Genomic DNA, 23,316 nt, shown 5'->3' on the forward strand with positions numbered 1-23,316 from the left:
ATGGCCGGGACAAGCCCGGCCATGGCGGCTCTGGTTGGGATCGGTCTCGGATTTGTCATTGGCCCAGCCGCTCGATGAGGGCAGGTGCGTGCACCTGGTCGGCCTTGTAGTTGCCGGTCAGCGTGTACATCACGATGTTGACCCCGGCGCGGAAGGCGAATTCGCGTTGGCGCGGCTCGCCCGGTGTCAGCGGCAGCATCGGCTGGCCGTCGGTGCGGATTGCCCAGGCGCCGGCGAGATCGTTCGAGGTGATGATGATCGGCGAGACGCCGTCACCGCCGCGTGCCGGGCGCTGCGTCGCCTCGTCGTCGCCCTCGCGCGGCAGCGCCTCGACCCAGGTCTGGCCGGTGTTGAAGCGCCCGGGGAAATCGCGCAGCAGGTAGAACGTCTTGGTCAGCACGTGATCGCGCGGCACCGGCTCGAGTTCGGGGACGTCGAGCGTGGACAGCAATTCGCGCAACGTCTGCATGCCCGGCGTCTGCGATGAGCCGTTGTCGCCCGGCGGCGCCTCGATGGCGTCGCGGGTGTCGAACAGGACGGTGCCGCCTTGCTTCATGTAGGCGTCGATCTTGTTGATGGCGTCCTGCGGCGGCTTCGGCGCGCCCGGCACGATCGGCCAGTAGATCAGCGGGAAGAAAGCGAGCTCATCATGCGCAGGATCGATTCCCACGGGATCGCCGGCCTCCAGCGCGGTGCGCTGCGCCAGGAACAGCGTCAGCCCGGACATCCCGGCCTTGACGATGGAATCGACGTCGGCATTCCCGGTGACGACATAGGCGAGCCGGGTTTGCGACGTCGCCTTGATGGCGAAGTCGTCGCCGTTCTCGGCGCGCGTCGCCGAGGGCGCCATCGCCACGAGCATGAACGCGAAGGCAAGCACCACGGGCGCTGTGCGCCGCCGCAGCACGGCGGCAAGGCCGGCGCCGAGCATCGCCACCACGATCGCATCGATCAGGAACAGCGCGAGCGCCGACGACAGCATGATGCCGCGCAGGTCACGCGGCTCGGTGTTGGTGTAGCTCGCACGCCGCGCGTGCAGGCTCGATGTGTCGAGCGGCGCGATGCGGTCGGAGGAGGCGAGCGTGTTGATCGCGACCGGACCGTCGGCCGGGCCGTAGAGACCGGGCGGATGCTCCGCCGTGGCGCGGTCGCGATAATCCGCCGAGATCGGCTTGGCGGTCGAGGGCGGCGGGCCGAACGCGCCGAAACCGTCGAGCGTCCGCAGCGGCGCCACCGTCTCGGCCTTGGGATCGGCCGCAACGCCGGGGCCGGGCTTCGAGGTGTAGCCGGACATGTCGACCAGCCGCCGCAGCATCTCGACGAAGGTGCCGGACATCGGCAAGTCCGACCAGCGCATGTCGGCACCGACATGGAACAGGCTGATCACGCCCTTGCCGCGATGTTCGCCGGTGACGAGCGGCGTGCCATCCTCCAGCGAGGCCCAGCTCTTGGTCGCGAGCACGGCATCGGGCTCGGCCAGCACCTGCCTGCTCACGGTGACATCCTTGGGCACATTCAATCCAGCGAACGGGCCGTCGGCTGCGAACGAGGCCATATGCTGCGGCTTCTCCCAGGTCAGGCTGCCGCCGAGAGTGCGGCCGCCGCGGCGCAGCTTGACGGGAACGAGATCGTCATCGGCCTGCGCGAGACGGGGGCCGGCGAAGCGCACCAGCACGCCGCCTTGCTCGATCCAGGCGTTGAGCCGGTCGCGAATCTCCGGCGACAGCGTGCCGACATCGGCCATCACGATCATCGGCAGCCGTTGATCGAGGAACTGTGCGATCACCTGCTGCGGCGCGCCGCGATCGCCCAGCCGGACATCGGCGAACGGCTGCAGCGCACGGGAGAGATAGAAGGTCGAGGCGAGCAGCGGCTGCGAGGTATCCGTGCTCGATCCCGAGACCACGCCGATCGCGCGGCGGCGCCAGCGCTTGTCGAGAAGTTGGACCGCGCCTGCGGATCGCTCGCCGGCGATTTCGAGCCGGGCGATGTCGTTGCGCAACTCCACCGGAAGATCGAAGGAGGCTTCGGTGTCGCGTTCCTGCGGGCCGAAGGTGTAGTGAGCCTCGCCGATCGGCGAGCCCTTGGCGTCGAGCGCACGCACGGTGCCGCCGGCGATCCCGCCCTCGGTGCGCAACACCTTCACGGTCATCTTGGCGGCCGCGTTCTCGGCCGCGACCAGTGCCTGCGCGGGCGGCGCGCCGCCTTCGAAGATCGTCAGGTTGCGGTTCTCGATCACCTTGCCGAGGCCTTCGGCGAATTCGGTGCCGCGGCCGGTGTCGACGCCATCGGACAGCCAGGCGATGTCGCAATCGCCTGTCGTCTTGAGGAAGCGTCCGAGCGTCGCAAGGGTGTCGACCCGATCGATCGAGTAGGGTTTTGGTGCGAGCTGGCGCAGTGCGACACGGGCGGCGCCGGCCGGCATCAGCGTGATGTCGCGCGCGGGCTCCGACAGCGGCACCAGCGCCACGCCGCGGCGGTCGCTCTCGGCATCGGCAATCAGCTCGTCCGCAGCCTTGATCCGCGCATCCCAGCTCGAGGCGGCGCTCCAGCCGTCGTCGAGCAGGATCACGAGCGGTGACTTGCTGGCGGCAATTCCGGTTTGCGGATTCCAAATCGGGCCGGCGGCGGCGAGGATGACCAGCGCGGCGGCGGCAAGCNGCCGCAGCAGTGTCAGCCACCACGGCGTGCGCGAGGGCGTCTCCTCCTTCGGCGAGATGTCGAACAGCAGTCGCGTCGGCGGGAATTCGATGCGCCGCGGTCGCGGCGGCATCACGCGAAGCAGCCACCACAGCACGGGTAGGCTGACCAGCCCGAGCAGCAGCATCGGTTCGGCAAAGGAGAGGGGGAGGCCCGCGATCATGCGCTTCGTCCCGCCTTGACGATCGAGCGTCCGCCGCTTTTGCTCGCCATCATACCGGCATGCAGGAACAGGAGCAGCTCGGCGGCGGAGCGGCTCGTGNNNGTGGGTCGAAAACAGCCAGTCGAGCCGGTTGGTCTCGCCGCGGATCTGGTCGCGATGCAGCGCGACGCGCGCGACGTAGTCGGTGGTCCAGCTTTCGGCGCGGCCCGCGGTGATCACGCCGCCGCCTTCAGGCTCGACGAACTCGACGCGGCCCGAATAGGGGAAGGTCTCTTCCGCGGGATCGACGACCTGGATCAGTGTGCCATGCGCGCCGGATGAGGCGAGCCCGGCTAGCATGGTCTTGATCTCCTGCAGCGGCGACCAGAAATCCGACAGCACCACGATCTCGGCGAGCGATGACGGCACGAAAGAGGGCGGCAGGCTCGCGCGCGTCTTGTCGTCGTGCAGCATCGCCTCCGCCATCTTGTCGATCACGGCGCGGCTCGCCGTCGGGTTCATCAGGCCGGGAATGCCGACGCGCTCGCCGCCGGAGACCAGAAGCTCGGCCAGCGCGAAGGCGACGATCAGGCCGCGCTCGAGCTTGCTGTCACGCGCACCGCGTGAGGCAAAGGCCATCGAGGGCGAGCGGTCGGGCCAGATCCACACGGTGTGCGCGGCCTCCCACTCCTGCTCCCGGACATAGAGATGGTCGTCACGGCCGGAGCGGCGCCAGTCGACGCGCTGCGCCGGCTCGCCGGAGACGAAGCGGCGATACTGCCAGAAGCTTTCGCCGGCGCCGGCGCGGCGGCGGCCGTGCAGACCGTGGATCACGTTGGCGGCGATGCGGCGAGCCTCAAGCACCAGGCGCGGCAGCGACGCGGCGAGCGTTCGGCTTTCGCCATCTGCACGTCGGACCGCCAGTATCTCCTCGTTCAGGTGCCTGTTGTCTGCGGCCATCAACCGATCCGCGTCTTCAATTGCTTGATCACGTCAGGAATGGTGCGGCCCTCGGCGCGCGCTGAGAAGGTCAGCGCCATGCGGTGCTTGAGCACAGGCTCGGCGAGATCGAGCACGTCGTCGATTGAGGGCGCGAGCCGCCCGTCGAGCAGCGCACGGGCGCGCACCGCCAGCATCAGCGACTGGCTGGCGCGGGGACCCGGTCCCCAGGCGATCAGCTTGCCGGCTTCGCCGCCCTCGGGGCCGGGGCGCGCGGCGCGGACCAGCGACAGGATCGCCTCGACCACGGAATCGCCGACCGGCAGGCGGCGTATCAGCCGTTGCGCAGCGATCAGCGTCTCCGCATCCATCGCCGGCTTGGCGAGCGTTTCCTCGGCGCCGGTGGTCTCGAACAGGATGCGCCGCTCGGCGTCGCGATCGGGATAGTCGACATCGATTTCCATCAGGAAGCGATCGAGTTGCGCCTCGGGCAGCGGATAGGTGCCTTCCTGCTCCAGCGGGTTCTGTGTCGCGAGCACGTGGAACGGCTTCGGCAGGTCATGCCGCGCACCGGCAACGGTGATGTGCTGTTCCTGCATGGCTTGCAGCAGCGCCGACTGGGTACGCGGGCTGGCGCGGTTGATCTCGTCGGCCATCAGGAGCTGCGCGAAGACAGGACCCGAGATGAAGCGGAACGAGCGCTTGCCGGCCGAGCTCTCGTCCAGCACCTCGGCGCCGAGAATGTCCGACGGCATCAGGTCCGGCGTGAACTGGATACGCTTGGCGTCGAGCCCGAGCGTGATGCCGAGCGTCTCGACCAGCTTGGTCTTTGCAAGGCCGGGCACTCCGATCAGCAGCGCATGTCCGCCGGACAGGATCGTCACCAGGGTGTTGTCGATCACCTGGTCCTGGCCGAAAATGACGGTGGACACCGCTTCCTTGGCGGCGCGAATCTGGCCCGCGACCTGCTCGGCCGAACGGACGATCACATCCTCCAGTTTCTCGACGCTATCTGCTCCGGCCATTCCGTCCGCTCCTTCTTGACGACGCGCGCATTCCCGCGTCCTCATATCATGGCCCTCATGCTAAACCTGCACGAAGGCCATGTATTCGTTGAATTAAACTATCCCCACCTTATCGGTATTTCAGGGTATGAACGGCATCACGATGTGGCGAGAATGTCATCCCGATCACATCTCAAGACATGTGCATCAGGACATGAGCACCAATCGTGCCGGATTGAAGGTAGGAAACTTTAAGGCAAACAATGGCGAAGCAAGGGCAGACCGAGCAGGGCCGCGAAACCACGGGCCTCGAAGGCAAGGGTCTCGAAGGCATCACCGCTGCGGCCAATCAAGCTGCGACATCGAATCCGGCGGGGCGCAAGGGATTGCCGCCGGTGCATCTGTGGAATCCTCCGTTCTGTGGCGACCTCGACATGCGAATCGCAGGCGATGGCACCTGGTTCTACATGGGAACACCGATCGGCCGCCCGGCACTGGTGCGGCTGTTTTCCACCATCCTGAAGCGCGAGGACGGCAAGCACTTTCTTGTGACGCCGGTGGAGAAGGTCGGCATCCGCGTCGATGACGCGCCCTTCCTTGCCGTCGAAATGCAAAAGCAGGAAGACAACCGCGGTCGCCTGCTCAGGTTCCGCACCAATGTCGACGATTGGGTCGATTGCGAAAAAGGCCACGGCCTCCGATTCGAGGCCGCCGCGGATGGCGGGCTGACGCCCTATCTGCATGTCCGCGCCGATCTTTGGGCCAAGGTTACCCGTGCGCTCTATTACGATCTGGTTGACATGGGTGAGGAGCGGATGGTCGATGGTGAACAAATGTTCGGCGTCGAGTCCGGGGGCGAGTTCTTCGCGATGGCAGATGCGAAGCAGGTGAGGGACGCACTTTGAACGAGCCGTTGCTGAGGGCGAAGCCGGCGACGATCAACTCGGCCGAATTCTTTGCGCGGGCCCGCGCGCGGCTCGATTTTGAGGTGCCGCCGGGCCTTGTCGATCCACATATCATTCCGCGCACGGGAGATTCCGGCAACGATCGCATGCTCGAGATCGTCGCGAGGGAGCAGCCGGTGCGGCCTGCCGCGGTGCTGATCCCGGTGGTCGATCATCCCGAGCCGACGGTGCTGTTGACGCAGCGCTCGCCGCATCTGTCGAGCCATGCTGGCCAGATTTCGTTTCCGGGCGGCAAGATCGACGCCACCGATGCCTCGCCGCTCGATGCGGCGCTGCGCGAGGCCTGCGAAGAGGTCGGGCTCAAGCGCAACTTCATCGAGCCGGTCGGCTATCTCGACCTCTACGGCACCGCGTTCGGCTTTCGCATCCTGCCGACGGTCGCAAAGGTGAAGCCGGGCTTCACACTAGAGATCAACGAGGCCGAGGTCGTCGATGCCTTCGAAGTGCCGCTCGCGTTCCTGATGAATCCGGAAAATCACCAGATACACACCAAGGAATTCCGCGGCATCGATCGTTCCTATTACGCGATGCCGTTCGCGGAGCGCTACATCTGGGGCGCGACCGCGGGCATACTGCGCGTGTTGTATGAGCGGATTTATCTGTCATGATCCGAACGGTGTTGACCGAGGTCGGAATCTTCCTGATCCCGTTCGCGGTCTATGCCATCTTCCTCGTCGCGACGCGTGCCGGCGTGACGCTGCCGGCGTCATGGGCACTCGGCAGGCTGGCGAAGCTGACGCTGGCGGCGTTGGTGCTTGTCATCGTGAGCTTCATCCTGCTCGCGGAGTATACCGGCGCGCCGCCGAACTCGACCTACGTTCCTGCCCATATCGAGAATGGCAGGCTGGTGCCGGGAGTTGAGAGATGAGCGAGGTGCGCCTGCTGTCCGACGCGCCATGGCTCGCCTCCGGTCCGGCGGCGCGCGTGCTCGGCCTGCTCAACGCCGACGGCGAGGAGGCACGCGTGATCGGCGGCGCCGTCCGCAATGCCTTGATGCGGATTCCGCTCGGCGACATCGACATCGCCACGACCGCGCTGCCCAACGAAGTGGTCCGCCGCGCCAAGCAGGCCGGCATCAAGAGCGTGCCGACCGGCATCGAACACGGCACGGTCACCTTGGTTGTCGAGGGCCAGCCCTTCGAGGTGACGACGCTGCGCGAGGACACCGAGACCTATGGCCGCAAGGCGAAGGTGACGTTCGGCCGCGACTGGGTGCGCGATGCCGAGCGGCGCGACTTCACCATCAACGGCCTGTCGGTGGATGCTGCGGGCGTCGTGCACGATCATGTCGGCGGGCTCGCCGATATCGAAGCCAGGCGCGTGCGTTTCATCGGCGATCCCGCGCAGCGGATCGCGGAAGACTATCTGCGCATCCTGCGCTTCTTCCGCTTCCACGCGGCCTATGGCGCCGGCGAGGTCGACCGCGCCGGCTATCTCGCCTGCATCGACGGTCGCGCCGGACTTGCCGGCCTATCGGCCGAGCGCATCCGCATGGAGATGCTCAAGCTCGTGGTCGCGAACGGGGCCGCGCCCGCGGTTGTCGCGATGGCCGATGGCGGCCTGCTGCTGCCGCTGTTCGGCGGCATCGCCTATACCGGGCCGTTCGCGGCGATGATCGAGATCGAGAAGCTGATGGGGCTCGCGCCAAGCGCGGTGCGCAGGCTCGCCGCGCTGACGGTTGCCGTGACCGAAGACGCGCGGCGTATCGCAAGCAGGCTCAGGCTGTCGAACGTCGAGGCCAAGGCGCTCGACTCGATGGGCCATCGCTGGTGGCGGCTGCCCGGCATGGATGAGGCGCATGCCAAGCGCAGGCTCTACCGGCTCGACGAGCAACCTTATCGCGATCGGCTTTTGCTGGCCTGGGCGCGGAGCGGCGTCGGCCGCGATGACGATCAATGGCATGCGCTCGTCACGCTGCCGCAGCGCTGGCGCGCGCCTCACTTTCCCTTGCGGGCGTTGGATTTCATTGCGCGGGGAATCGCCGAGGGGCCGGCGCTCGGGCATGTGCTGACCCTGGCCGAGGATGCCTGGCTTGCCGCAGACTTTCCGCTGGATCCGAAGGTGCTGTCTGGCATCGCCGACCAGACGGTTTCCCGCTTCACCCGCGATCACCGGCTCTGAGTTGCCGGCGAGACGATGCTGCCGGCGGCGTGCCAGGCAGCATCGCGCGCGGACATGCTAGGCGGCCTTGCGCTTCTTCTTGCGGCCGTCGTCGTCTTCGTCTTCATCCTCGTCGTCCTCTTCCTCTTCCTCGTCCTCGTCATCCTCTTCTTCGGCGTCTTCAGGATCGAGTTCGGTCGATTCGAGCGCCACGAGTGGCAACGTTTCGCGAAACAGATCGCCGTCGGTCCCCATCCAGAGGCACTCGACCTTGTCGTCCTCGACTTCCACCACCGTGATCGGATGGCCGCCGGATTTCAGCATGACGACGTCGCCTGGTTTCAGTTCCATGATTTCCCTCCGCGCTTGATAACGCGAACGGCAGGCTATCGAGCGGTCATGACAGTCCGATCACGGCCGACGCCGCGTCCAGTCGATTTGCTGTGAAAACAACCGGTGCGGCGCTATTTGCGCGCGGCAGGCAGCAACTCGGTCAGCGAGCGGATGATGCGGTCGGGCTTCACCGTCGATCCCGACGGCAGGCCCTCGCCATGCACGTCCATCCAGATCGCGTAGATGCCAAGCCGCTGTGGCGCCACGACTTCCCATTCCAGATTGTCGCCGACCATCCAGGTGTCAGGAGCAGTGACGCCGAGCGCCTCCATCGCGTGCAGATAGGCACGCTCCTCCGGCTTGCCGAAGCCGTGCTCGCCCTCGATCTGGATGTGATCGAAGCGGTGGCCCAGCGCGAAGCGCTCGACCTTGGCGCGCTGCATGTCGGCGTTGCCGTTGGTGACCAGCGCGAGCTTGACGCCATGCGCCTTCAGCGCATCGATCGCCTCATGCGCGCCGGGGAAGACGAACATTTCCTCTTCGCGATACGTCGTGAATCGATCGGCGATGCGATGCGCGAGATCATCAGGCAATGCGCGATGGCCGGCGGCCGCGAGCGCGTCGAAACCGCCCTTCACGGTCAGGCGCCGCGCTTCGCCGAGCCTGATCCGCCAGATCGGCTCCGCCGTCGACCAGAATTGCCGCGCGGATGCGAGCAGCGCGGTCGCGACCTGGTCAGGGAGCAGGGGAGCGAGTTCGTCGGCGAATTCAGTGGCGATCTTGTTCCACGCGATTTCGGGGCGACCATAGGCCGACAGGATGGTGTCATCCATGTCGATCAGCATCGCACGCGGCAGGCTCGTCACGGCCATTTCACCTCCGGCGGCAGCGACGACAGGATCGAGTCCACGTTGCCGCCGGTCTTCAGGCCGAAGATGGTGCCGCGGTCGTAGAGCAGGTTGAATTCGACATAGCGCCCGCGGCGAATCAATTGCTCGTCGCGATCCTCCGCGGTCCAGGCGGTCGCGAAGTTGCGCCGCACCAGCTCGGGATAGATCTTCGCGAAGCTGCGCCCGACGTCCTGGGTGAAGACGAGGTCGGCCTCCCAGTCGCCGCTGTCGTGCCAGTCGTAGAAGATGCCGCCGATGCCGCGGGCTTCCTTGCGGTGTGGCAGGTAGAAATACTCGTCGCACCACTTCTTGTACTTGTCGTAGTCGGCGACGCCGTTCGGTCCGCTGCACGCTTCCTTCATCGCGGCATGGAAGGCGATCGTGTCGGGATCCTCTTGGGTGCGCCGCCGGTTCAGCACCGGCGTCAGGTCGGCGCCGCCGCCGAACCATGCCTTGGTCGTGACGACGAAGCGGGTGTTCATGTGCACCGCGGGCACGTGCGGATTGCGCAAATGCGCGATCAGCGAAATGCCGGACGCCCAGAAGCGGGGATCATCGGCGGCGCCGGGAATCTGCGCGCGGAATTCAGGAGCGAATTCGCCATGCACGGTCGAGCAGTGCACACCGACTTTCTCGAACAGCCGGCCCTTCATGATCGACATCACGCCGCCGCCGCCGGGCTTGCCGGAATGGTCGGTACGGTCCCAGGGCGTCCGCGCGAACCGGCCGGCGCTGCCCGGATAGAGCGCGGCGGGAGCATCGTCCTCGAGCCGCTCGATGGCCGCGCAGATGTCATCGCGCAACGCCTCGAACCAGCGTCGCGCGCGCGCCTTGCGATCCTCGATGATGGCAGGGTCTGTGGGCAACATGGCTAATCCTGCGGTCCGAAATAGGTGCAGCTCTCGTTGCAGCTGTCGCGATGGACGCTGACCCGTGCCAGCGTCCCGGCGTGCTGCAACCGTTCCCAGATGAAGCGTGAGAGGTTTTCCAGCGTCGGCAACCCGATCGCCTCGATCTTGTTCAGGAACTTGTGGTCGAGCGTCTTCTGCACCTCGGCCATGCTGCGTTCGAGCAGGCCGAGGTCGACCACCATTCCGGTCTTCGGATCCTGAGTGCCGCGCACGGTGACCTCGGCGCGAAAGGAGTGGCCGTGGATCTCCTCGCTGCCGCTTCCTAGAGTCGTTCCGGACAGCGCATGCGCAGCCTCGAATCGGAACGATTTCGTCAATTCCCACATCTCGTTCAACAGTCCAGTTCTGTCAGAGTTGAGAGCGTGATCCGATCAAAGCGGATCATGCTCTTATCTTTTGTTTGGTCGTGTTTTCTTGACGGCATTCACTTCGCACGAAAACGCTCCGGTTCATCTGATCCCGATCGCCTTGTGCGTCTGCACACTGAGCCGCCATTGTGGGTGCTTGAGGCAATAGTCAATCGCGCGCGCGGTGTTCTCGATCACGTCGGGGCCGTCCATCGGCTGCAGCGAGAAGCGCTCGAAGGACAGGCCCGCGAAATCCTCCGGGGCATTCTCGGCTTGCGGGTAGACCAGTTTCAGCTCGTGCCCCTTGCGCACCACGAGCTCGGCGGCTGCCTTGGGGCTGACACAGATCCAGTCGAGCCCGTCCGGCGGCGCGATGGTGCCGTTGGTCTCGATTGCGATCGTAAAGCCACGCCCGTGCAGGGCCTCGATCAGGGCCGCATCGACCTGCAGCAGCGGCTCGCCGCCGGTCAGCACCACGTANNNNCCCGCCGGTCCATTGCCCGGCGATGGTGTCGGCGAGCTCTTCGGCGGTTGCATAGCGGCCGCCCAGGGTGCCGTCGGTGCCGACAAAATCGGTGTCGCAGAACCGGCAGACCGCGCCGGCGCGGTCCTGTTCCCGGCCGCTCCACAGGTTGCAGCCGGCAAAGCGGCAGAACACGGATGCGCGGCCCGCATGGGCGCCTTCGCCCTGCAGGGTCAGAAAGATCTCCTTGACCGCGTAGCTCACCAAAAATCCCTTAAGTTACCGACGTTGCCGAACCGGTCTGGCGCAGCGCCTCTCCCACTGCCATGGCAGCCGAGACGGCCACATTGAGCGAGCGCAAGGACGGTTTGATCGGAATCACCAGCCGCGCATCCGCGGCGGCCACGACCGCGTCGGTGACGCCAGCGGACTCGCGCCCGAACAGCAGCACATCGGAGGCGGTATACGCGAAATCAAGGTAGGATTTCGCCGCCTTGGTCGTGAACAGGATCAGCCGACACCCTGCCTCGGTACGCCATTCTTCGAATTTTGACCATGAGTCGTGGCGCTTCAACCTGACTTGATCAAGATAGTCCATGCCGGCCCGGCGGAAATGCCGGTCCGACGTGTCGAAGCCCGCCGGTTCGATGATATGGGCTGACACGTCCAGGCAGGCGCAAAGACGAAGAATCGTCCCTGTATTCTGCGGGATATCGGGCTGGAACAGCGCGATCTGCATGTTGCTGGCGACCTGTGACCTCAGGATGAAATTGTCTCAATAAAACATCGCTTGGCGCGGATTTCGTGCATTGCACGCTCGCGAGCCGATAGCGGGCTTGCGCTCGTCCGGCAAGGGTGCCAATAGAACGATTCTGGACTGCTGTTCCGCCGTTTGGGGTGCGGGATTGGCAGTTTTCTGCCGCCGCGGGGGCCGCGGGCGCCGGCAGCCTTTCCTGGGCGCGTTCTGCGTCTCCGGGGCGGTTCCACCGGCTGCGGATAAGAAAGGGCTTGGAAACGTGACGACAGCGTCTTCGGCGGATCATCCGACACGCCGTGATTTCCTTTTTGTTGCAACCGGAGCTGCCGCCGTCGTCGGTGCAGCTGCCACCGTCTGGCCGCTGGTCAACCAGATGAACCCGGACGCCGCCACGATCGCGGCCGGCGCGCCGATCGAGGTCGACCTGACGCCTGTCGCCGAGGGCCAGGACATCAAGGTCTTCTGGCGCGGCAAGCCGATCTACATCAGCCATCGCACCAAGAAGCAGATCGAGGAGGCCCAGCAGGCGCCGCTCTCGAGCCTGAAGGACCCGGAGGCCGACTCGGCCCGCGTCAAGGCTGGCCATGATCAGTGGCTGGTCGTGATCGGCATCTGCACCCATCTCGGCTGCATCCCGATCGCCCATGAGGGCAATTACGACGGCTTCTTCTGCCCCTGCCACGGCTCGCAGTACGATTCGTCCGGTCGCATCCGGCAGGGACCCGCGCCCGCTAACCTGGCGGTGCCGCCCTATACCTTCGTTTCCGACACCAAAATCCAGATTGGCTAAGTCCCGGAGCTCTCCGGGCTTCGGCCTCGACTTGGACCCATCGCGTCGTTTTTCTTCTTCAGGATCGCATCAATGAGCGGACCATCCGATTATCAACCGACCAACCCCGCCTTGAAGTGGATCGAACGGCGCCTTCCGATTTTCGGCCTGATCCACTCTTCGTTCGTGGCCTATCCGACGCCGCGCAACCTGAACTACTGGTGGACCTTCGGCGCCATCCTTTCGATGATGCTGGCGCTGCAGATCCTGACCGGCGTGATCCTGGCGATGCACTACACGCCGCACGCCGACCTCGCCTTCAAGTCGGTTGAGCTGATCGTCCGCGACGTCAATTACGGCTGGCTGCTGCGCAACATGCACGCCGCCGGCGCGTCGATGTTCTTCTTTGCCGTCTACATCCACATGTTCCGCGGCCTCTATTACGGGTCGTACAAGGAACCACGCGAGGTGCTGTGGATCCTCGGCGTCATCATCTACCTCCTGATGATGGCCACCGGCTTCATGGGTTACGTGCTGCCATGGGGCCAGATGAGCTTCTGGGGCGCCACCGTCATCACCAACCTGTTCTCGGCCATTCCCTATTTCGGCGAGAGCATCGTGACGCTGCTGTGGGGCGGCTATTCGGTCGGCAATCCGACGCTGAACCGCTTCTTCTCGCTGCACTACCTGCTGCCCTTCGTGATCGCCGGCGTGGTCGTGCTGCACGTCTGGGCGCTGCACGTCGCAGGGCAGAACAACCCGGCCGGCGTCGAAGCCAAGACCGAGAAGGACACCGTGCCGTTCACGCCGTATGCGACGATCAAAGACCTGTTCGGCGTGTCCTGCTTCCTGATCTTCTTCGCCTGGTTCATTTTCTACATGCCGAACTATCTCGGCGACGCCGACAACTACATCCCGGCGAACCCGGGCGTGACGCCGGCGCACATCGTGCCCGAATGGTACTATCTGCCGTTCTACGCGATCCTTCGCTCGATCCCGAACAAGCTCGCCGGTGTCGTGGCGATGTTCTCGGCGATCATCGTCCTGTGCTTCCTGCCCTGGCTCGACAGCGCGCGGACCCGTTCGTCGAAGTACCGCCCGTTGGCCAAGCAGTTCTTCTGGCTCTTCGTGGTGGTCTGTGTCCTGCTCGGCTATCTCGGCTCGCAGCCGCCGGAAGGCATCTACGTGATCGCCGGCCGCATCCTCACGGTCTGCTATTTCGCCTACTTCCTGATCGTGCTGCCGCTGCTTTCCCGGATCGAGACGCCGCGTCCGGTGCCGAACTCGATCGCCGACGACGTGCTGTCGAAGAGCAGGGGCAAGGCTGCGACCGCGGCGTCCGTCGCGCTCGCGCTGGTGGTCGCCGGTGGCCTGTTGGCGGGTTCTGCGCAGTCCGCCAAGGCGGCGGAGGACGACACCCCGCCGCCCCAGAAGTGGTCGTTCTCCGGCCCCTTCGGCAAGTTCGACCGTGCCTCGCTGCAGCGTGGCCTCAAGGTCTACAAGGAAGTCTGCTCGGCCTGCCACAGCCTGAACTACGTCGCGTTCCGCAATCTCGCCGATCCCGGCGGGCCCGGTTATTCGACGGCGCAGGCGGCTGCCTTCGCGGCCGACTACAAGATCAAGGATGGCCCGAACGACCAGGGTGAGATGTTTGAGCGTCCGGGTCGCACGGCGGACTACTTCCCGCCGCCGTTCCCGAACGAGCAGGCCGCGGCTGCTGCCAACGGCGGCAAGGCGCCCCCGGACCTGTCGCTGATCACCAAGGCGCGGTCCTATGAGCGCGGTTTCCCGCAGTTCATCTTCGACTTCTTCACCCAGTACCAGGAGCAGGGACCCGACTACGTCGACGCGATCCTGCAGGGCTTCGAGGACAAGCCGCCGGCGGGTGTGACCGTCCCCGAGGGCACGTACTACAACAAGTACTTCCCCGGCCATGCGATCAAGATGCCGAAGCCGCTCTCCGACGGTCAGGTGACCTTCGACGATGGTTCGCCGGCGACGGTGGCGCAGTACGCCCACGACGTCACGACCTTCCTGATGTGGGCCGCTGAGCCGCACATGGAGGCGCGCAAGCGGATCGGCATGCAGGTGTTCGTGTTCCTGATCATCTTCGCCTTCCTGATGTATTTCACCAAGAAGCGGGTCTGGGCCAACGCACATTGATGCGAGGCCCGTGTCACGAAATTGAGAAAGCCCCTGCGGGGGCTTTTTTATTTGCCGCGTGATCCGAACCGGATGGTCGTCGCGGAAATGCCGCCGCTGGCGGACGGAATGACGAGTGCGCGAGGATGCCGCAGGGCGATTGCGTCTGCGGCCGAGTGCGGACAAGATGCCGGTCAATCAGCCGGCAACATTGCGGAGGAACTCATGGGTACCAGCATCAGCTTCAAGCGCCCGGACGGCAAGGACGCGACCGGCTATCTCGCCAACGCTGCGCGCGGCAACGCGCCGGGTGTGGTCGTGATTCAGGAATGGTGGGGCCTGTCGGACCAGATCAGGGGCCTGTGCGATCGCTTCGCTGTCGCGGGCTTCGACGCGCTGGCGCCCGATCTCTACAAGGGCAAGGTTGTGCCCTATCACGACACCGACGCGGCCGGCAAAGAGATGAACTCGCTCGACTTCATGGACGCCACCACCCAGACGGTGCGCGGCGCGGCGCAGTATCTTGCCAAGAACAGCGCCAAGGTCGGGTTGACCGGTTTCTGCCTCGGCGGCGCCGTGACCATCATTGGCTCGGTGCATGTGCCGGAACTGACCGCGGGCGTCGTGTTCTATGGCATCCCGCCGGAGCAGGCCGCCAAGCCCGCCGACGTCAGGATCCCGCTGCAGGCGCATTTCGCCAACAAGGATGACTGGTGCACGCCGGAGCTGGTCACCAATTTCGAGAAGGCGATGAAGGCCGCCGGCAAGTCGCTCGAGCTGTTCCGCTATGACGCCGAGCACGCCTTCGTCAACGAGCAGCGCCAGTCCGTGCACGACCGCCAGGCTGCCGAGCTGGCGTGGGGCAGGGCAACGGACTTCTTCAAGAAGCATCTGGGGTAAGCGTATCCTCAAGCGAGCTGTCGTCCCTGCGAAAGCAGGGACCCATACGCCGCGGCCGCGGCAATGGATACGTTGGCCGTCATCCCGCCAGAGCACTGCACCCTGTGGTTATGGGTCCCTGCTTTCGCAGGGACGACGCCGAGAGTGGATTACGCGCTCTTCACTCCGTCCCACCACGGGCATGTCCCCGACATCAGCTTGAAATTGCCTTCCATCACCTGCACGGGGGCGCGCTTGCCCTCAGCGGCGGCGCGCATGCGCATCTCGCGCGCCACCGCGCGGTCCTCCGGCGACAGCCAGACGCGCTCATGGCCCCACAGGCTCGGGCCGTCATGCATCTCGAACGGCGTCCAGTTGACCGGATCGATCTCGCGGCCGCCCCAGCCGCACTCGACCATGAAGGCCGACGGCGACTTGGCGTAGAACGACGTCATCAGATCGTTGGTGTGGCGGCCGAGCGTGACGTTGACGCGGTCCTCCTTCATTGCGATGTCGTAGGCTTGGCCGACATCGTCGAGCGAGAACAATTCCATCATCAGATGATGCATGCCGTTCTTTCCGGTCTCGATCAGCGCCAGAGAGTGGTGGCGCGGATTGACGTGGAAGAAATAGGCGCGGAACGGCTTCTCGATGTAGTCGCTCAGCCCGAAGCCGAGTACGTCGACGTAAAAGGCCATGACGGGAGCAATGTGCTCGACCGTCAGCACGGCATGGCCGAGACCGAGCGGCCCGGTGCGGAAGCCGGAGATCGATCGCCCCGGCTTGAACGGCGTGTCGTCGATCTCGGCGCCATGAAATGCTTCGAGGCGGTTGCCGGCGGGATCGTGGAACGAGATCAGGCCGCGCACGCGCCTGGCATCGGCGAGCGATTGCAGCTCGGCGGTCACCATAACGCCTGCGCGCTCCAGCCGCGCCGCCAGTGCGTCCAGCGCCGTGGCGTCGGCGACCTCCCAACCGAAGAAGCTGGCGCCTTCGCCTTGCGCGCGGTCGATCACGATCCGTTGCTTGTGGTCGTCCATCCGGAAGGCGAGCAGCGAATTGCCGCGCTCGATCGCCTGCAGCCCGACCAGGCCGGTGCCGAACTGTCGCCAGTCGTCGAGCGCGTCGGAGCCGAACCCGGCATATCCGAGACCCAAAATCGCCATCTGCGCGTCTCCGCCATTATCTGGTTTTTGGGCGGTCGATCAGCCGCCATTGGCCAAATCCTACGCGGATTTCCGCCCTTTCAAACCCCGAAAAGCCGTCCCAAGCCGGGGCAGGGGCTGTGGACCATCCCTTGACAGGGCCCGCGCCGGATGGTGAGTAACGGTCCATGAGCACCGTTGCCAGTCCATCCCGTCGTTGGTGGCCCACCTTCTCATAGGTGGCCGGTGCGTTTTCATCTCCCAAAAACGTCGAAGGTCGCCATCGCGGTGCGACCGGTGGTTTGTTTGCCCTTCGTTTGTCCTGTGTGGCGCTCTCTCGGCAAGTCTCGTAAGAGGATCACATGAACAGGACAGCCTTCTCCCTGCCGGCCAAGAGCGAGTACCTCACCAATGGCGGTCTCGCGGTCGCGCGCGTGGTCGAGCAGTTCACCGGCGGCGCCAGCCGCCTCGACGACCTCATTGCGCTGCTCGACCGCCGCCGCGGCGTGGTGCTGTCCTCGGGCACGACGGTGCCGGGGCGCTACGAGAGCTTTGACCTCGGCTTTGCCGATCCGCCGCTGGTGCTGGAGACCTCAGGCATCAATTTCTCGCTCTCGGCGCTCAATCCGCGCGGCGAGGTGCTGATCGCCTTCCTCGGCGACGTGCTGCGCGAGCCCTGTGTCGTGATCTCGGAGCGGAGCGCGACGAAACTGTCGGGTCTCATCATCCGCGGCGAAGCGCCGGTCGAGGAAGACCAGCGCACCCGCCGCGCCAGCGTGATGTCGCTGGTGCGCGACATGGTGGCGGCGTTTACCTCGAATGCTGATCCGCTGCTCGGCCTGTTCGGCGCCTTCGCCTACGACCTCGTGTTCCAGATCGAGGATCTCGTGCAGAAGCGAGCGCGCGAGGCCGACCAGCGCGACATTGTGCTCTACGTGCCGGATCGCCTGCTCGCCTATGACCGCGCCACTGGCCGCGGCGTCGTGCTCTCGTACGAATTTTCGTGGAAGGGCAAATCCACCGCCGGCCTGCCGCACGAGACCGCGCCGAGCCTCTATGCCAGGACCGATCGCCAGGGTTTTGCCGATCACGCGTTGGGCGAATACCAGGCAACCGTCGAGGTCGCGCGCGCGGCCTTTGCCCGCGGCGACCTGTTCGAGGCGGTGCCAGGGCAACTGTTCGCCGAGCCCTGCGAGCGCTCGCCGGCGGAGGTATTCCAGCGGCTCTGCCGCATCAACCCGTCGCCTTATGGCGCGCTGATGAATCTGGGCGCCGGCGAATTCCTGGTCTCGGCGTCGCCGGAGATGTTCGTGCGCTCCGACGGACGGCGCGTCGAGACCTGCCCGATCTCGGGCACCATCGCGCGCGGCTCGGACTCGATTGGCGATGCCGAGCAGATCCGCAAGCTCCTGAACTCGGAGAAGGATGAGTTCGAGCTCAACATGTGCACCGACGTCGACCGCAACGACAAGGCGCGCGTTTGCGTGCCCGGCACCATCAAGGTGCTGGCGCGGCGGCAGATCGAGACCTATTCAAAGCTGTTCCACACCGTCGATCACGTCGAGGGCACGCTGCGGCCGGGCTTCGACTCGCTCGATGCCTTCCTCACCCACGCCTGGGCGGTGACGGTGACAGGCGCGCCGAAACTGTGGGCGATGCAGTTCGTCGAGGACCATGAGCGCTCGCCGCGGCGCTGGTATGCCGGCGCGATCGGCTGCGTGAATTTCGACGGCAGCATCAATACCGGCCTCACCATCCGCACGATCAGAATGAAGGACGGCCTCGCCGAGGTGCGCGTCGGCGCGACCTGTCTTTTCGACTCTGATCCGGCGGCCGAAGATCGCGAATGCCAGGTCAAGGCGGCGGCGCTGTTCCAGGCGCTGCGCGGCGATCCGCCGAAGCCGCTGTCGGATTTCGCGCCTGACGCCACCGGCTCGGGCAAGAATGTGCTCCTGATCGACCATGACGACAGCTTCGTGCACATGCTGGCGGATTACTTCCGCCAGGTCGGCGCCAATGTCACTGTTGTCAGGCACGTCCACGCCCAGGAGATGCTAAAGCGGAAGGGATGGGACCTGCTGGTGCTGTCGCCCGGACCAGGACGGCCGGAGGATTTCGGTATCTCGAAAACCATCGGCACGGCACTGGAGAACAAGCTGCCGATCTTCGGCGTCTGCCTCGGCGTGCAGGCGATCGGCGAATATTTCGGCGGTCAGCTCGGCCAGCTCGGCCAGCCCGCGCATGGCCGGCCCTCGCGGGTCCAGGTGCGCGGCGGGCGCTTGATGCACAATCTGCCCAATGAGATCGTGATCGGCCGCTACCACTCGCTCTATGTCGAGCGCGACAGTGTTCCCGACGTGCTGGCGGTGACCGCGACCACCGAAGACGGCGTCGCGATGGTGATCGAGCACAAGACGTTGCCGGTCGCCGGCGTCCAGTTCCATCCGGAATCGCTGATGTCGCTTGGCGGCGAGGTGGGCTTGCGCATCGTGGAGAATGCATTCCGGCTCGATCCGGGAGTGAACTGACTTGGACCGTCATTGCGAGCGAAGCGAAGCAATCCATCTTTCTGCTTGCGGAGGCATGGATTGCTTCGTCGCTTCGCTCCTCGCAATGACGATGCGGAGAAAAGCGAGACACCAATGACCTTTGACCAGGACATCAAGTCGACCGTTCGTACCATCCCGGATTACCCGAAGAAGGGCATCCTGTTCCGCGACATCACGACGTTGCTCGCGGATGCCCGGGCGTTCCGGCGCGCGGTCGACCAACTGGTGCATCCCTGGGCGGGGTCGAAGGTCGACAAGGTCGCGGGCATTGAAGCCCGCGGCTTCATCCTCGGCGGCGCGGTGGCGCACCAGCTCTCGGCCGGTTTCGTGCCGATCCGCAAGAAGGGCAAGCTCCCGCATACCACGGTGCGGATCGCCTATTCGCTCGAATACGGCCTCGACGAGATGGAGATGCATGCCGACGCGGTTCAGCCCGGCGAGCGCGTGATCCTGGTCGACGATCTCATCGCCACCGGCGGCACCGCGGAAGGCGCGGTGAAGCTGTTGCGTCAGATCGGCGCCAACGTCGTCGCCGCCTGCTTCATCATCGATCTGCCCGATCTCGGCGGCGCCGCGAAGCTGCGCGCGATGGATGTTCCCGTGCGCACGCTGATGGCGTTCGAGGGGCATTGAGCCCCGCACCCTCCACATGTCGTCCCGGTTCGCGCTTCGCTTGGCCTGGACGACGGCTTACGATCTCTGCAGCAGCATGGCCAGTTCGAGATCGCGGAACGTGGTGTAGTTCCTCCGGATCCATTGATGCAGCTCGGTCGATGAATCCTTCTCCTGGCGCAGATAGCCCGTGAAGGAGAAGTTCAACCGGTCGATATAGGTCTTCAGAAACACTGGCAGCGCGCCGAAGCGGAGCGCGCGGCTGTGCGCCATCACCGGCGGCAATTCTCCGCGCACCACAAACTCATTGTCGACCACGACGAGCGCGTTCGGCGGGATCAGCCGGCGCAGCGTGTCATACGCGCGCGCCGAGACACGGTCGGTATCGGCCACGAACAGGATCACCGGCGCGACGCGGCGGCGCAGCGCCTCCTTCATCAGCCCGATCTCGTCGCACATTTTGAAGAATTCGTCGAAGGCGTGGTAGCCGAGGTCGATCACCTTGCCGATGCCGTCATTGACGATGACGCGGTCCATCAGCTGCATCTTGCCGTAGGTGTCGATCACGTCGGCGGTTTCCGTGATCCGCGGCAGATAGTCGAGCAGCGACGGCTCCTTCAGGTTGATGTCGAAGGAAACCACGTCGCCGTTCTTCAGCAGCAGAAATTCGCTCAGCAGCCGCGCGATCAGCGTCTTGCCGACCTGCGGGCGGGGCGAGCAGATGATGTAAACGGGCGTGGATGACATCGCCCGCTATATCAGGCCAAATTTTCGCCTAATCCAGCCCCATCGCTGCCCCCGGGCGCGATTTTTTCGCCGCCCGGGCGCGACCTTTGCAACTACTTTTCGCCGCCGCGGGTGGTCGACTTGGCGCCGACCAGATCGGTCAGCTTGATCCGGTCGTACTCGCTCCAGACGTTGGCCAGCCAGTGCCGGACATAGCCGCGCAGCACGAAGGAATAGTTCGCAGGGTCGTCATTCATGAGCTTGTTGGCGACGAATTTGAGGAACGGAACGGACGAGACCTCGACCTGCTCATAGGCCATTTCGTTGAGCTTGGGGATCGTGAGGTCGGTCGCATCCTTGATGCGGTGGAAGTAGGAATTGTAGGTCGACTGGTCCCACTGGAAGAACTGGGTGTCGTTGATGAAGTTCTTCACCAGGAAGTATTTCGCGCCGCTCATGAAGTTGGCGGTTTCGGCGATCTCGTCCAGCGAGGCGATCGAGGGGCCCAGGATATGGAACACGGCGAAGGTGATCTGGCCGGACCGCGCCGCGTCGAGAAAACCGATGTCGCGCAGCGAGGCCAAAGCGGGCGACAGCAGACCGGCGCGGACGTCGATCACGGTCACCGAGGGGCCGGCGCTCAGCGTATCGAAGATCTTCATCTGGTCCGCGGTCGTCGTCATGTCGACGATCTCGGTGATGTCAGGATGAAAGCGCTTCAGCGTGCCGCGCGGAGATTCGGTGTCGAACGCCCGGGTCTGCACATTGTTGGCACTGAAATAGTCCAGGAGGGTCCGCGAGACGGTGGTCTTGCCGACCCCGCCCTTATCAGCGCCCACCACGATCACGACTGGCTTTGCCATGGAAGTCCCTTAAAAGCGCGCTCCCGATCGCGAGGGCGATCGGCAAGTCCCCACGCCTGCTTTGGGCGCGAACATGGCAGAAACGAGGGAGAATTCAATTCCTTAACGAGCCCACATTCGGTTTGGTGGGGATTTCCTTAATGGAATGAGAGGGCTGCGCCGGACTTTAGACGCGCCGGCCCCATGGTCCTGCAGGAGGTCCCGGAAGCGGGTCCTGCGCCGGGCCGGGCGTTGGCAGCGGCGGCGGCGTGCCACCGGGCGTTGTGGCCTCGCCCCAGGGACCGCGGTGTGGTGGCTGATCGGAGGTACCGTCGGGCTGATTTGCCGGTGGACCGGCATCGTCTGCGTTGTCCTGGGGCAGCGCCAGCGGTCCCGGATCGCGCCCGCCGGCGTATTTCACCAGCGCATCGACCCGGGATTTGATCGACGGGTGGGTCGCGAACAGATCGGCAAAACCCTCGCGCGGGTTGTCGACGCAGAGTTCCATCACCGCCGATGTCGCGCCCGGCAACTCGCCGTGGTTCTCGATCTTGCGCAGCGCCGAGATCATCGCGTCGGGATTTTTCGTCAGCTCAACCGAGCCGGCATCGGCGAGGTATTCGCGCGAGCGCGATAGCGCCAGCTTCACCACCTGCGACAGCAGCCAGGCCAGCAGGATCAGGGCGACCGCGATGATGATCACGATGATCGCGCCGCCGCCCGAGCCCTTGCTGTCGCGGTCCGATGAGGAGGACCTCGACGACGAGGAGGACGATGACCAGCCGCCGCCACCCGAGCTCCACGACAGATTTGTGAAGACGCGGAAGAACAGCTCGCCAAAGAAACCGACCGCGCCGGCGATGATCACGGCGACCACCATCAGCTGCACGTCACCGTTCCTGATATGGGTGAGTTCGTGGCCGAGCACGGCCTCGATTTCCTGGTCGTTGAGCGCCTTCAACAGACCCGTGGTGACGGTGATGGAATATTGCCGCGGGTTCAGTCCGGTCGCGAATGCATTCAGCGCCGGGCTGTCCATGATCTTCAGCTTCGGCATCGGGATGCCGCGCGAGATGCAGAGATTCTCCAGCAGATTGTACAGCCGCGGCTGCTGCTGACGCGTCACGGACTCGCCGCCGGTGACGGCGTCGATCATGTCCTGGTGGAAGAAATACGCGATCACGATCCAGGCGACGGCTGCGATCGTAGCCCAGGGGAACGCCGACACGAGGTCGTGCGAGGCCCGTGTGAGGTAATAGTCGACCGTGCGGCCGCCGTCGGTCACGACCTCGCCTACCAGCGCGCCCGCATACACTAGCACGTAGATCAGCAGGAACAGGCCGGCAAGCAACAGCATCGAACGAAACCGGTTCGATGCGATATGCGTGTAGAGACCGTAGGCGGCCATCAGGAAGCTGCCTTTCGCCGGCGCGCTTCGCGCCTCAGAACTTCACGCTCGGCGCCGTCTCGACTTCGGCACGGCTGGTGCCGAGGTCGAAGAAATCTTTGCGGGTGAATCCGAACGTGCCGGCGAACAGTGCGGCCGGCATCTGTTGGATGCCGGTGTTGTACTCCTGGACCGCGTTGTTGAAGAAGCGGCGGCTGGCGGCGATCTTGTTCTCGAGATCGGAGAGTTCCGAGGCGAGCTGCTGGAAGTTGGCGTTGGCCTTAAGGTCCGGATAGGCCTCCGACAGCGCGATCAGCCGGCCGAGCGCGCCGGAGAGCTGGTTCTCGGCCGCCGAGACCTGGGCCGGCCCTTGCGCCGACATCGCCGAATTGCGCGCCTTGATCACGTCCTCCAGCGTGCCGCGCTCGTGCGACGCATAACCTTTCACGGTTTCGACTAGGTTCGGGATCAGATCGTGGCGCTGCTTGAGCTGCACGTCGATGTCGGCAAAGGCCTGATTGACCCGCTGGCTGAGCGCGACGAGGCGGTTGTAGGCGCTGAACGCAAACAGCACGAGAAGGACAATGACGCCGATAACGATCCAGCTGGTCGACATGACTGGGCTGCTCCTGATGGGACGAAACGGCGGCAGCGTAGCCCAAAACAGGGCACACGCCACCCCGCCGCGAAAAGGTGGGCGCTGTGTTGGTCGGA

The 23,316-nt window shown here is 65.0% G+C and carries 21 protein-coding genes and 6 pseudogenes; 9 read left to right on the forward strand and 18 right to left on the reverse strand.

Annotation, left to right across the window (positions count from 1 at the left end; all coding sequences use genetic code 11):
- Window positions 1-55 precede the first annotated feature (55 nt).
- The 5 genes and pseudogenes from AS156_RS17275 to AS156_RS17280 form a co-directional block, all read right to left on the reverse strand.
- Window positions 56-2,660 (reverse strand): DUF4159 domain-containing protein (locus AS156_RS17275; protein ID WP_245312890.1); only part of this gene is annotated, 2,605 nt, incomplete at its 5' end.
- A gap of 1 nt (window position 2,661) precedes the next feature.
- Window positions 2,662-2,860 (reverse strand): annotated as a pseudogene (locus AS156_RS44485) (BatA domain-containing protein); the annotation flags it as partial.
- Window positions 2,860-2,962 (reverse strand): annotated as a pseudogene (locus tag AS156_RS44490) (DUF58 domain-containing protein); the annotation flags it as partial. The pseudogenes AS156_RS44490 and AS156_RS44485, both read right to left, overlap by 1 nt.
- 3 nt (window positions 2,963-2,965) lie before the next feature.
- A pseudogene (locus AS156_RS40750) lies at window positions 2,966-3,802 on the reverse strand (DUF58 domain-containing protein); the annotation flags it as partial.
- Entirely contained in the window at window positions 3,802-4,806 is a 1,005-nt protein-coding gene (locus AS156_RS17280) for an AAA family ATPase (protein WP_066506557.1), read from the reverse strand. The pseudogene AS156_RS40750 and the gene AS156_RS17280, both read right to left, overlap by 1 nt.
- A gap of 242 nt (window positions 4,807-5,048) precedes the next feature.
- Here AS156_RS17280 and AS156_RS17285 point away from each other — a divergent pair, with 242 nt between their 5' ends.
- From AS156_RS17285 to AS156_RS17300, 4 genes are read left to right on the forward strand one after another with little or no spacing between them, the layout of a single operon-like run.
- The gene (locus tag AS156_RS17285; protein ID WP_066506559.1) at window positions 5,049-5,690 is read left to right on the forward strand and encodes a DUF1285 domain-containing protein; all 642 of its coding nucleotides are present in this window, start codon (window positions 5,049-5,051) and stop codon (window positions 5,688-5,690) included.
- A gap of 32 nt (window positions 5,691-5,722) precedes the next feature.
- Window positions 5,723-6,358 carry a CoA pyrophosphatase gene (locus AS156_RS17290; RefSeq protein ID WP_430641797.1) on the forward strand — a complete coding sequence of 212 codons (636 nt, stop codon included), beginning with the start codon at window positions 5,723-5,725 and terminating at the stop codon, window positions 6,356-6,358.
- Window positions 6,355-6,618, forward strand: coding sequence for a DUF6111 family protein (locus AS156_RS17295; protein ID WP_066506570.1), 264 nt, complete (start codon window positions 6,355-6,357; stop codon window positions 6,616-6,618). Before AS156_RS17290 ends, AS156_RS17295 begins: the two co-directional genes overlap by 4 nt.
- Window positions 6,615-7,871: a CCA tRNA nucleotidyltransferase gene (locus tag AS156_RS17300; protein ID WP_066506572.1), complete on the forward strand. Its 1,257-nt coding sequence runs from the start codon at window positions 6,615-6,617 to the stop codon at window positions 7,869-7,871. The genes AS156_RS17295 and AS156_RS17300 overlap by 4 nt, the downstream gene beginning before the upstream one ends.
- Window positions 7,872-7,928: 57 nt before the next feature.
- Here AS156_RS17300 and AS156_RS17305 read toward each other — a convergent pair whose 3' ends face one another.
- The 7 genes and pseudogenes from AS156_RS17305 to AS156_RS17330 all read right to left on the reverse strand — a co-directional run bounded on the left by AS156_RS17305 (window position 7,929) and on the right by AS156_RS17330 (window position 11,533).
- Window positions 7,929-8,201, reverse strand: coding sequence for a YodC family protein (locus tag AS156_RS17305; RefSeq protein ID WP_066506576.1), 273 nt, complete (start codon window positions 8,199-8,201; stop codon window positions 7,929-7,931).
- A gap of 113 nt (window positions 8,202-8,314) precedes the next feature.
- A complete protein-coding gene (locus tag AS156_RS17310; protein ID WP_066506578.1) occupies window positions 8,315-9,055 on the reverse strand; it encodes an HAD family hydrolase in 741 nt (246 codons plus the stop codon).
- Window positions 9,046-9,942, reverse strand: coding sequence for an oxygen-dependent coproporphyrinogen oxidase (gene hemF / locus AS156_RS17315; protein ID WP_201456050.1), 897 nt, complete (start codon window positions 9,940-9,942; stop codon window positions 9,046-9,048). Before hemF ends, AS156_RS17310 begins: the two co-directional genes overlap by 10 nt.
- 2 nt (window positions 9,943-9,944) lie before the next feature.
- Window positions 9,945-10,310: a 6-pyruvoyl trahydropterin synthase family protein gene (locus AS156_RS17320; protein WP_066506667.1), complete on the reverse strand. Its 366-nt coding sequence runs from the start codon at window positions 10,308-10,310 to the stop codon at window positions 9,945-9,947.
- Window positions 10,311-10,433: 123 nt separating this feature from the next.
- A pseudogene (locus AS156_RS44495) lies at window positions 10,434-10,811 on the reverse strand (7-carboxy-7-deazaguanine synthase QueE); the annotation flags it as partial.
- Between the two features lie 4 nt (window positions 10,812-10,815).
- A pseudogene (locus tag AS156_RS44500) lies at window positions 10,816-11,058 on the reverse strand (radical SAM family protein); the annotation flags it as partial.
- Between the two features lie 10 nt (window positions 11,059-11,068).
- The gene (locus AS156_RS17330; protein WP_066506581.1) at window positions 11,069-11,533 is read right to left on the reverse strand and encodes a tRNA (cytidine(34)-2'-O)-methyltransferase; all 465 of its coding nucleotides are present in this window, start codon (window positions 11,531-11,533) and stop codon (window positions 11,069-11,071) included.
- Window positions 11,534-11,810: 277 nt separating this feature from the next.
- Here AS156_RS17330 and petA point away from each other — a divergent pair, with 277 nt between their 5' ends.
- From petA to AS156_RS17345, 3 genes are all read left to right on the forward strand, one after another.
- The gene (gene petA, locus AS156_RS17335) at window positions 11,811-12,341 is read left to right on the forward strand and encodes a ubiquinol-cytochrome c reductase iron-sulfur subunit (protein ID WP_066506584.1); all 531 of its coding nucleotides are present in this window, start codon (window positions 11,811-11,813) and stop codon (window positions 12,339-12,341) included.
- Between the two features lie 72 nt (window positions 12,342-12,413).
- Window positions 12,414-14,483 carry a cytochrome c1 gene (locus tag AS156_RS17340; protein ID WP_066506586.1) on the forward strand — a complete coding sequence of 690 codons (2,070 nt, stop codon included), beginning with the start codon at window positions 12,414-12,416 and terminating at the stop codon, window positions 14,481-14,483.
- 204 nt (window positions 14,484-14,687) lie between these two features.
- Complete coding sequence (locus AS156_RS17345; protein WP_066506672.1) at window positions 14,688-15,362, forward strand: dienelactone hydrolase family protein; 675 nt, start codon at window positions 14,688-14,690, stop codon at window positions 15,360-15,362.
- A 149-nt stretch (window positions 15,363-15,511) separates the two neighbouring features.
- Here AS156_RS17345 and AS156_RS17350 read toward each other — a convergent pair whose 3' ends face one another.
- Window positions 15,512-16,507: a VOC family protein gene (locus tag AS156_RS17350; protein WP_066506589.1), complete on the reverse strand. Its 996-nt coding sequence runs from the start codon at window positions 16,505-16,507 to the stop codon at window positions 15,512-15,514.
- Between the two features lie 341 nt (window positions 16,508-16,848).
- Between AS156_RS17350 and AS156_RS17355 the strand changes: the two genes are divergently transcribed.
- Together AS156_RS17355 and AS156_RS17360 are read left to right on the forward strand one after the other, a co-directional pair.
- A complete protein-coding gene (locus AS156_RS17355; RefSeq protein ID WP_066506590.1) occupies window positions 16,849-19,014 on the forward strand; it encodes an anthranilate synthase component I in 2,166 nt (721 codons plus the stop codon).
- Between the two features lie 114 nt (window positions 19,015-19,128).
- The gene (locus AS156_RS17360; protein WP_066506591.1) at window positions 19,129-19,668 is read left to right on the forward strand and encodes an adenine phosphoribosyltransferase; all 540 of its coding nucleotides are present in this window, start codon (window positions 19,129-19,131) and stop codon (window positions 19,666-19,668) included.
- A 57-nt stretch (window positions 19,669-19,725) separates the two neighbouring features.
- On the opposite strand, the gene AS156_RS44505 is transcribed toward AS156_RS17360, so the two are convergent.
- The 5 genes and pseudogenes from AS156_RS44505 to AS156_RS17380 all read right to left on the reverse strand — a co-directional run bounded on the left by AS156_RS44505 (window position 19,726) and on the right by AS156_RS17380 (window position 23,218).
- Window positions 19,726-20,337 carry a hypothetical protein gene (locus AS156_RS44505; RefSeq protein WP_430641798.1) on the reverse strand — a complete coding sequence of 204 codons (612 nt, stop codon included), beginning with the start codon at window positions 20,335-20,337 and terminating at the stop codon, window positions 19,726-19,728.
- Window positions 20,276-20,416, reverse strand: a pseudogene (locus AS156_RS46000) (hypothetical protein); the annotation flags it as partial. The pseudogene AS156_RS46000 and the gene AS156_RS44505, both read right to left, overlap by 62 nt.
- Before the next feature lie 70 nt (window positions 20,417-20,486).
- On the reverse strand, window positions 20,487-21,236 hold the full coding sequence (locus AS156_RS17370; RefSeq protein WP_066506597.1) for a P-loop NTPase family protein: 750 nt from the start codon (window positions 21,234-21,236) through the stop codon (window positions 20,487-20,489).
- Between the two features lie 166 nt (window positions 21,237-21,402).
- Window positions 21,403-22,623 carry a M48 family metallopeptidase gene (locus tag AS156_RS17375; protein ID WP_066506599.1) on the reverse strand — a complete coding sequence of 407 codons (1,221 nt, stop codon included), beginning with the start codon at window positions 22,621-22,623 and terminating at the stop codon, window positions 21,403-21,405.
- A 34-nt stretch (window positions 22,624-22,657) separates the two neighbouring features.
- The gene (locus tag AS156_RS17380; protein ID WP_066506602.1) at window positions 22,658-23,218 is read right to left on the reverse strand and encodes a LemA family protein; all 561 of its coding nucleotides are present in this window, start codon (window positions 23,216-23,218) and stop codon (window positions 22,658-22,660) included.
- Window positions 23,219-23,316 lie beyond the last annotated feature (98 nt).

The sequence above is a fragment of the Bradyrhizobium macuxiense genome (assembly GCF_001542415.1).
GTDB classification, from domain to species: Bacteria; Pseudomonadota; Alphaproteobacteria; order Rhizobiales; family Xanthobacteraceae; genus Bradyrhizobium; species Bradyrhizobium macuxiense.

Bases quoted from the DNA above. Each gene is read 5' to 3' on its own strand.
- AS156_RS17280 (WP_066506557.1), bottom strand. From the start codon at position 4,806: ATGGCCGGAGCAGATAGCGTCGAGAAACTGGAGGATGTGATCGTCCGT.
- AS156_RS17285 (WP_066506559.1), top strand. From the start codon at position 5,049: ATGGCGAAGCAAGGGCAGACCGAGCAGGGCCGCGAAACCACGGGCCTC.
- AS156_RS17295 (WP_066506570.1), top strand. From the start codon at position 6,355: ATGATCCGAACGGTGTTGACCGAGGTCGGAATCTTCCTGATCCCGTTC.
- AS156_RS17300 (WP_066506572.1), top strand. From the start codon at position 6,615: ATGAGCGAGGTGCGCCTGCTGTCCGACGCGCCATGGCTCGCCTCCGGT.
- AS156_RS17305 (WP_066506576.1), bottom strand. From the start codon at position 8,201: ATGGAACTGAAACCAGGCGACGTCGTCATGCTGAAATCCGGCGGCCAT.
- AS156_RS17310 (WP_066506578.1), bottom strand. From the start codon at position 9,055: ATGGCCGTGACGAGCCTGCCGCGTGCGATGCTGATCGACATGGATGAC.
- hemF (WP_201456050.1), bottom strand. From the start codon at position 9,942: ATGTTGCCCACAGACCCTGCCATCATCGAGGATCGCAAGGCGCGCGCG.
- AS156_RS17320 (WP_066506667.1), bottom strand. From the start codon at position 10,310: ATGTGGGAATTGACGAAATCGTTCCGATTCGAGGCTGCGCATGCGCTG.
- AS156_RS17330 (WP_066506581.1), bottom strand. From the start codon at position 11,533: ATGCAGATCGCGCTGTTCCAGCCCGATATCCCGCAGAATACAGGGACG.
- AS156_RS17340 (WP_066506586.1), top strand. From the start codon at position 12,414: ATGAGCGGACCATCCGATTATCAACCGACCAACCCCGCCTTGAAGTGG.
- AS156_RS17345 (WP_066506672.1), top strand. From the start codon at position 14,688: ATGGGTACCAGCATCAGCTTCAAGCGCCCGGACGGCAAGGACGCGACC.
- AS156_RS17350 (WP_066506589.1), bottom strand. From the start codon at position 16,507: ATGGCGATTTTGGGTCTCGGATATGCCGGGTTCGGCTCCGACGCGCTC.
- AS156_RS17355 (WP_066506590.1), top strand. From the start codon at position 16,849: ATGAACAGGACAGCCTTCTCCCTGCCGGCCAAGAGCGAGTACCTCACC.
- AS156_RS17360 (WP_066506591.1), top strand. From the start codon at position 19,129: ATGACCTTTGACCAGGACATCAAGTCGACCGTTCGTACCATCCCGGAT.
- AS156_RS17370 (WP_066506597.1), bottom strand. From the start codon at position 21,236: ATGGCAAAGCCAGTCGTGATCGTGGTGGGCGCTGATAAGGGCGGGGTC.
- AS156_RS17375 (WP_066506599.1), bottom strand. From the start codon at position 22,623: ATGGCCGCCTACGGTCTCTACACGCATATCGCATCGAACCGGTTTCGT.
- AS156_RS17380 (WP_066506602.1), bottom strand. From the start codon at position 23,218: ATGTCGACCAGCTGGATCGTTATCGGCGTCATTGTCCTTCTCGTGCTG.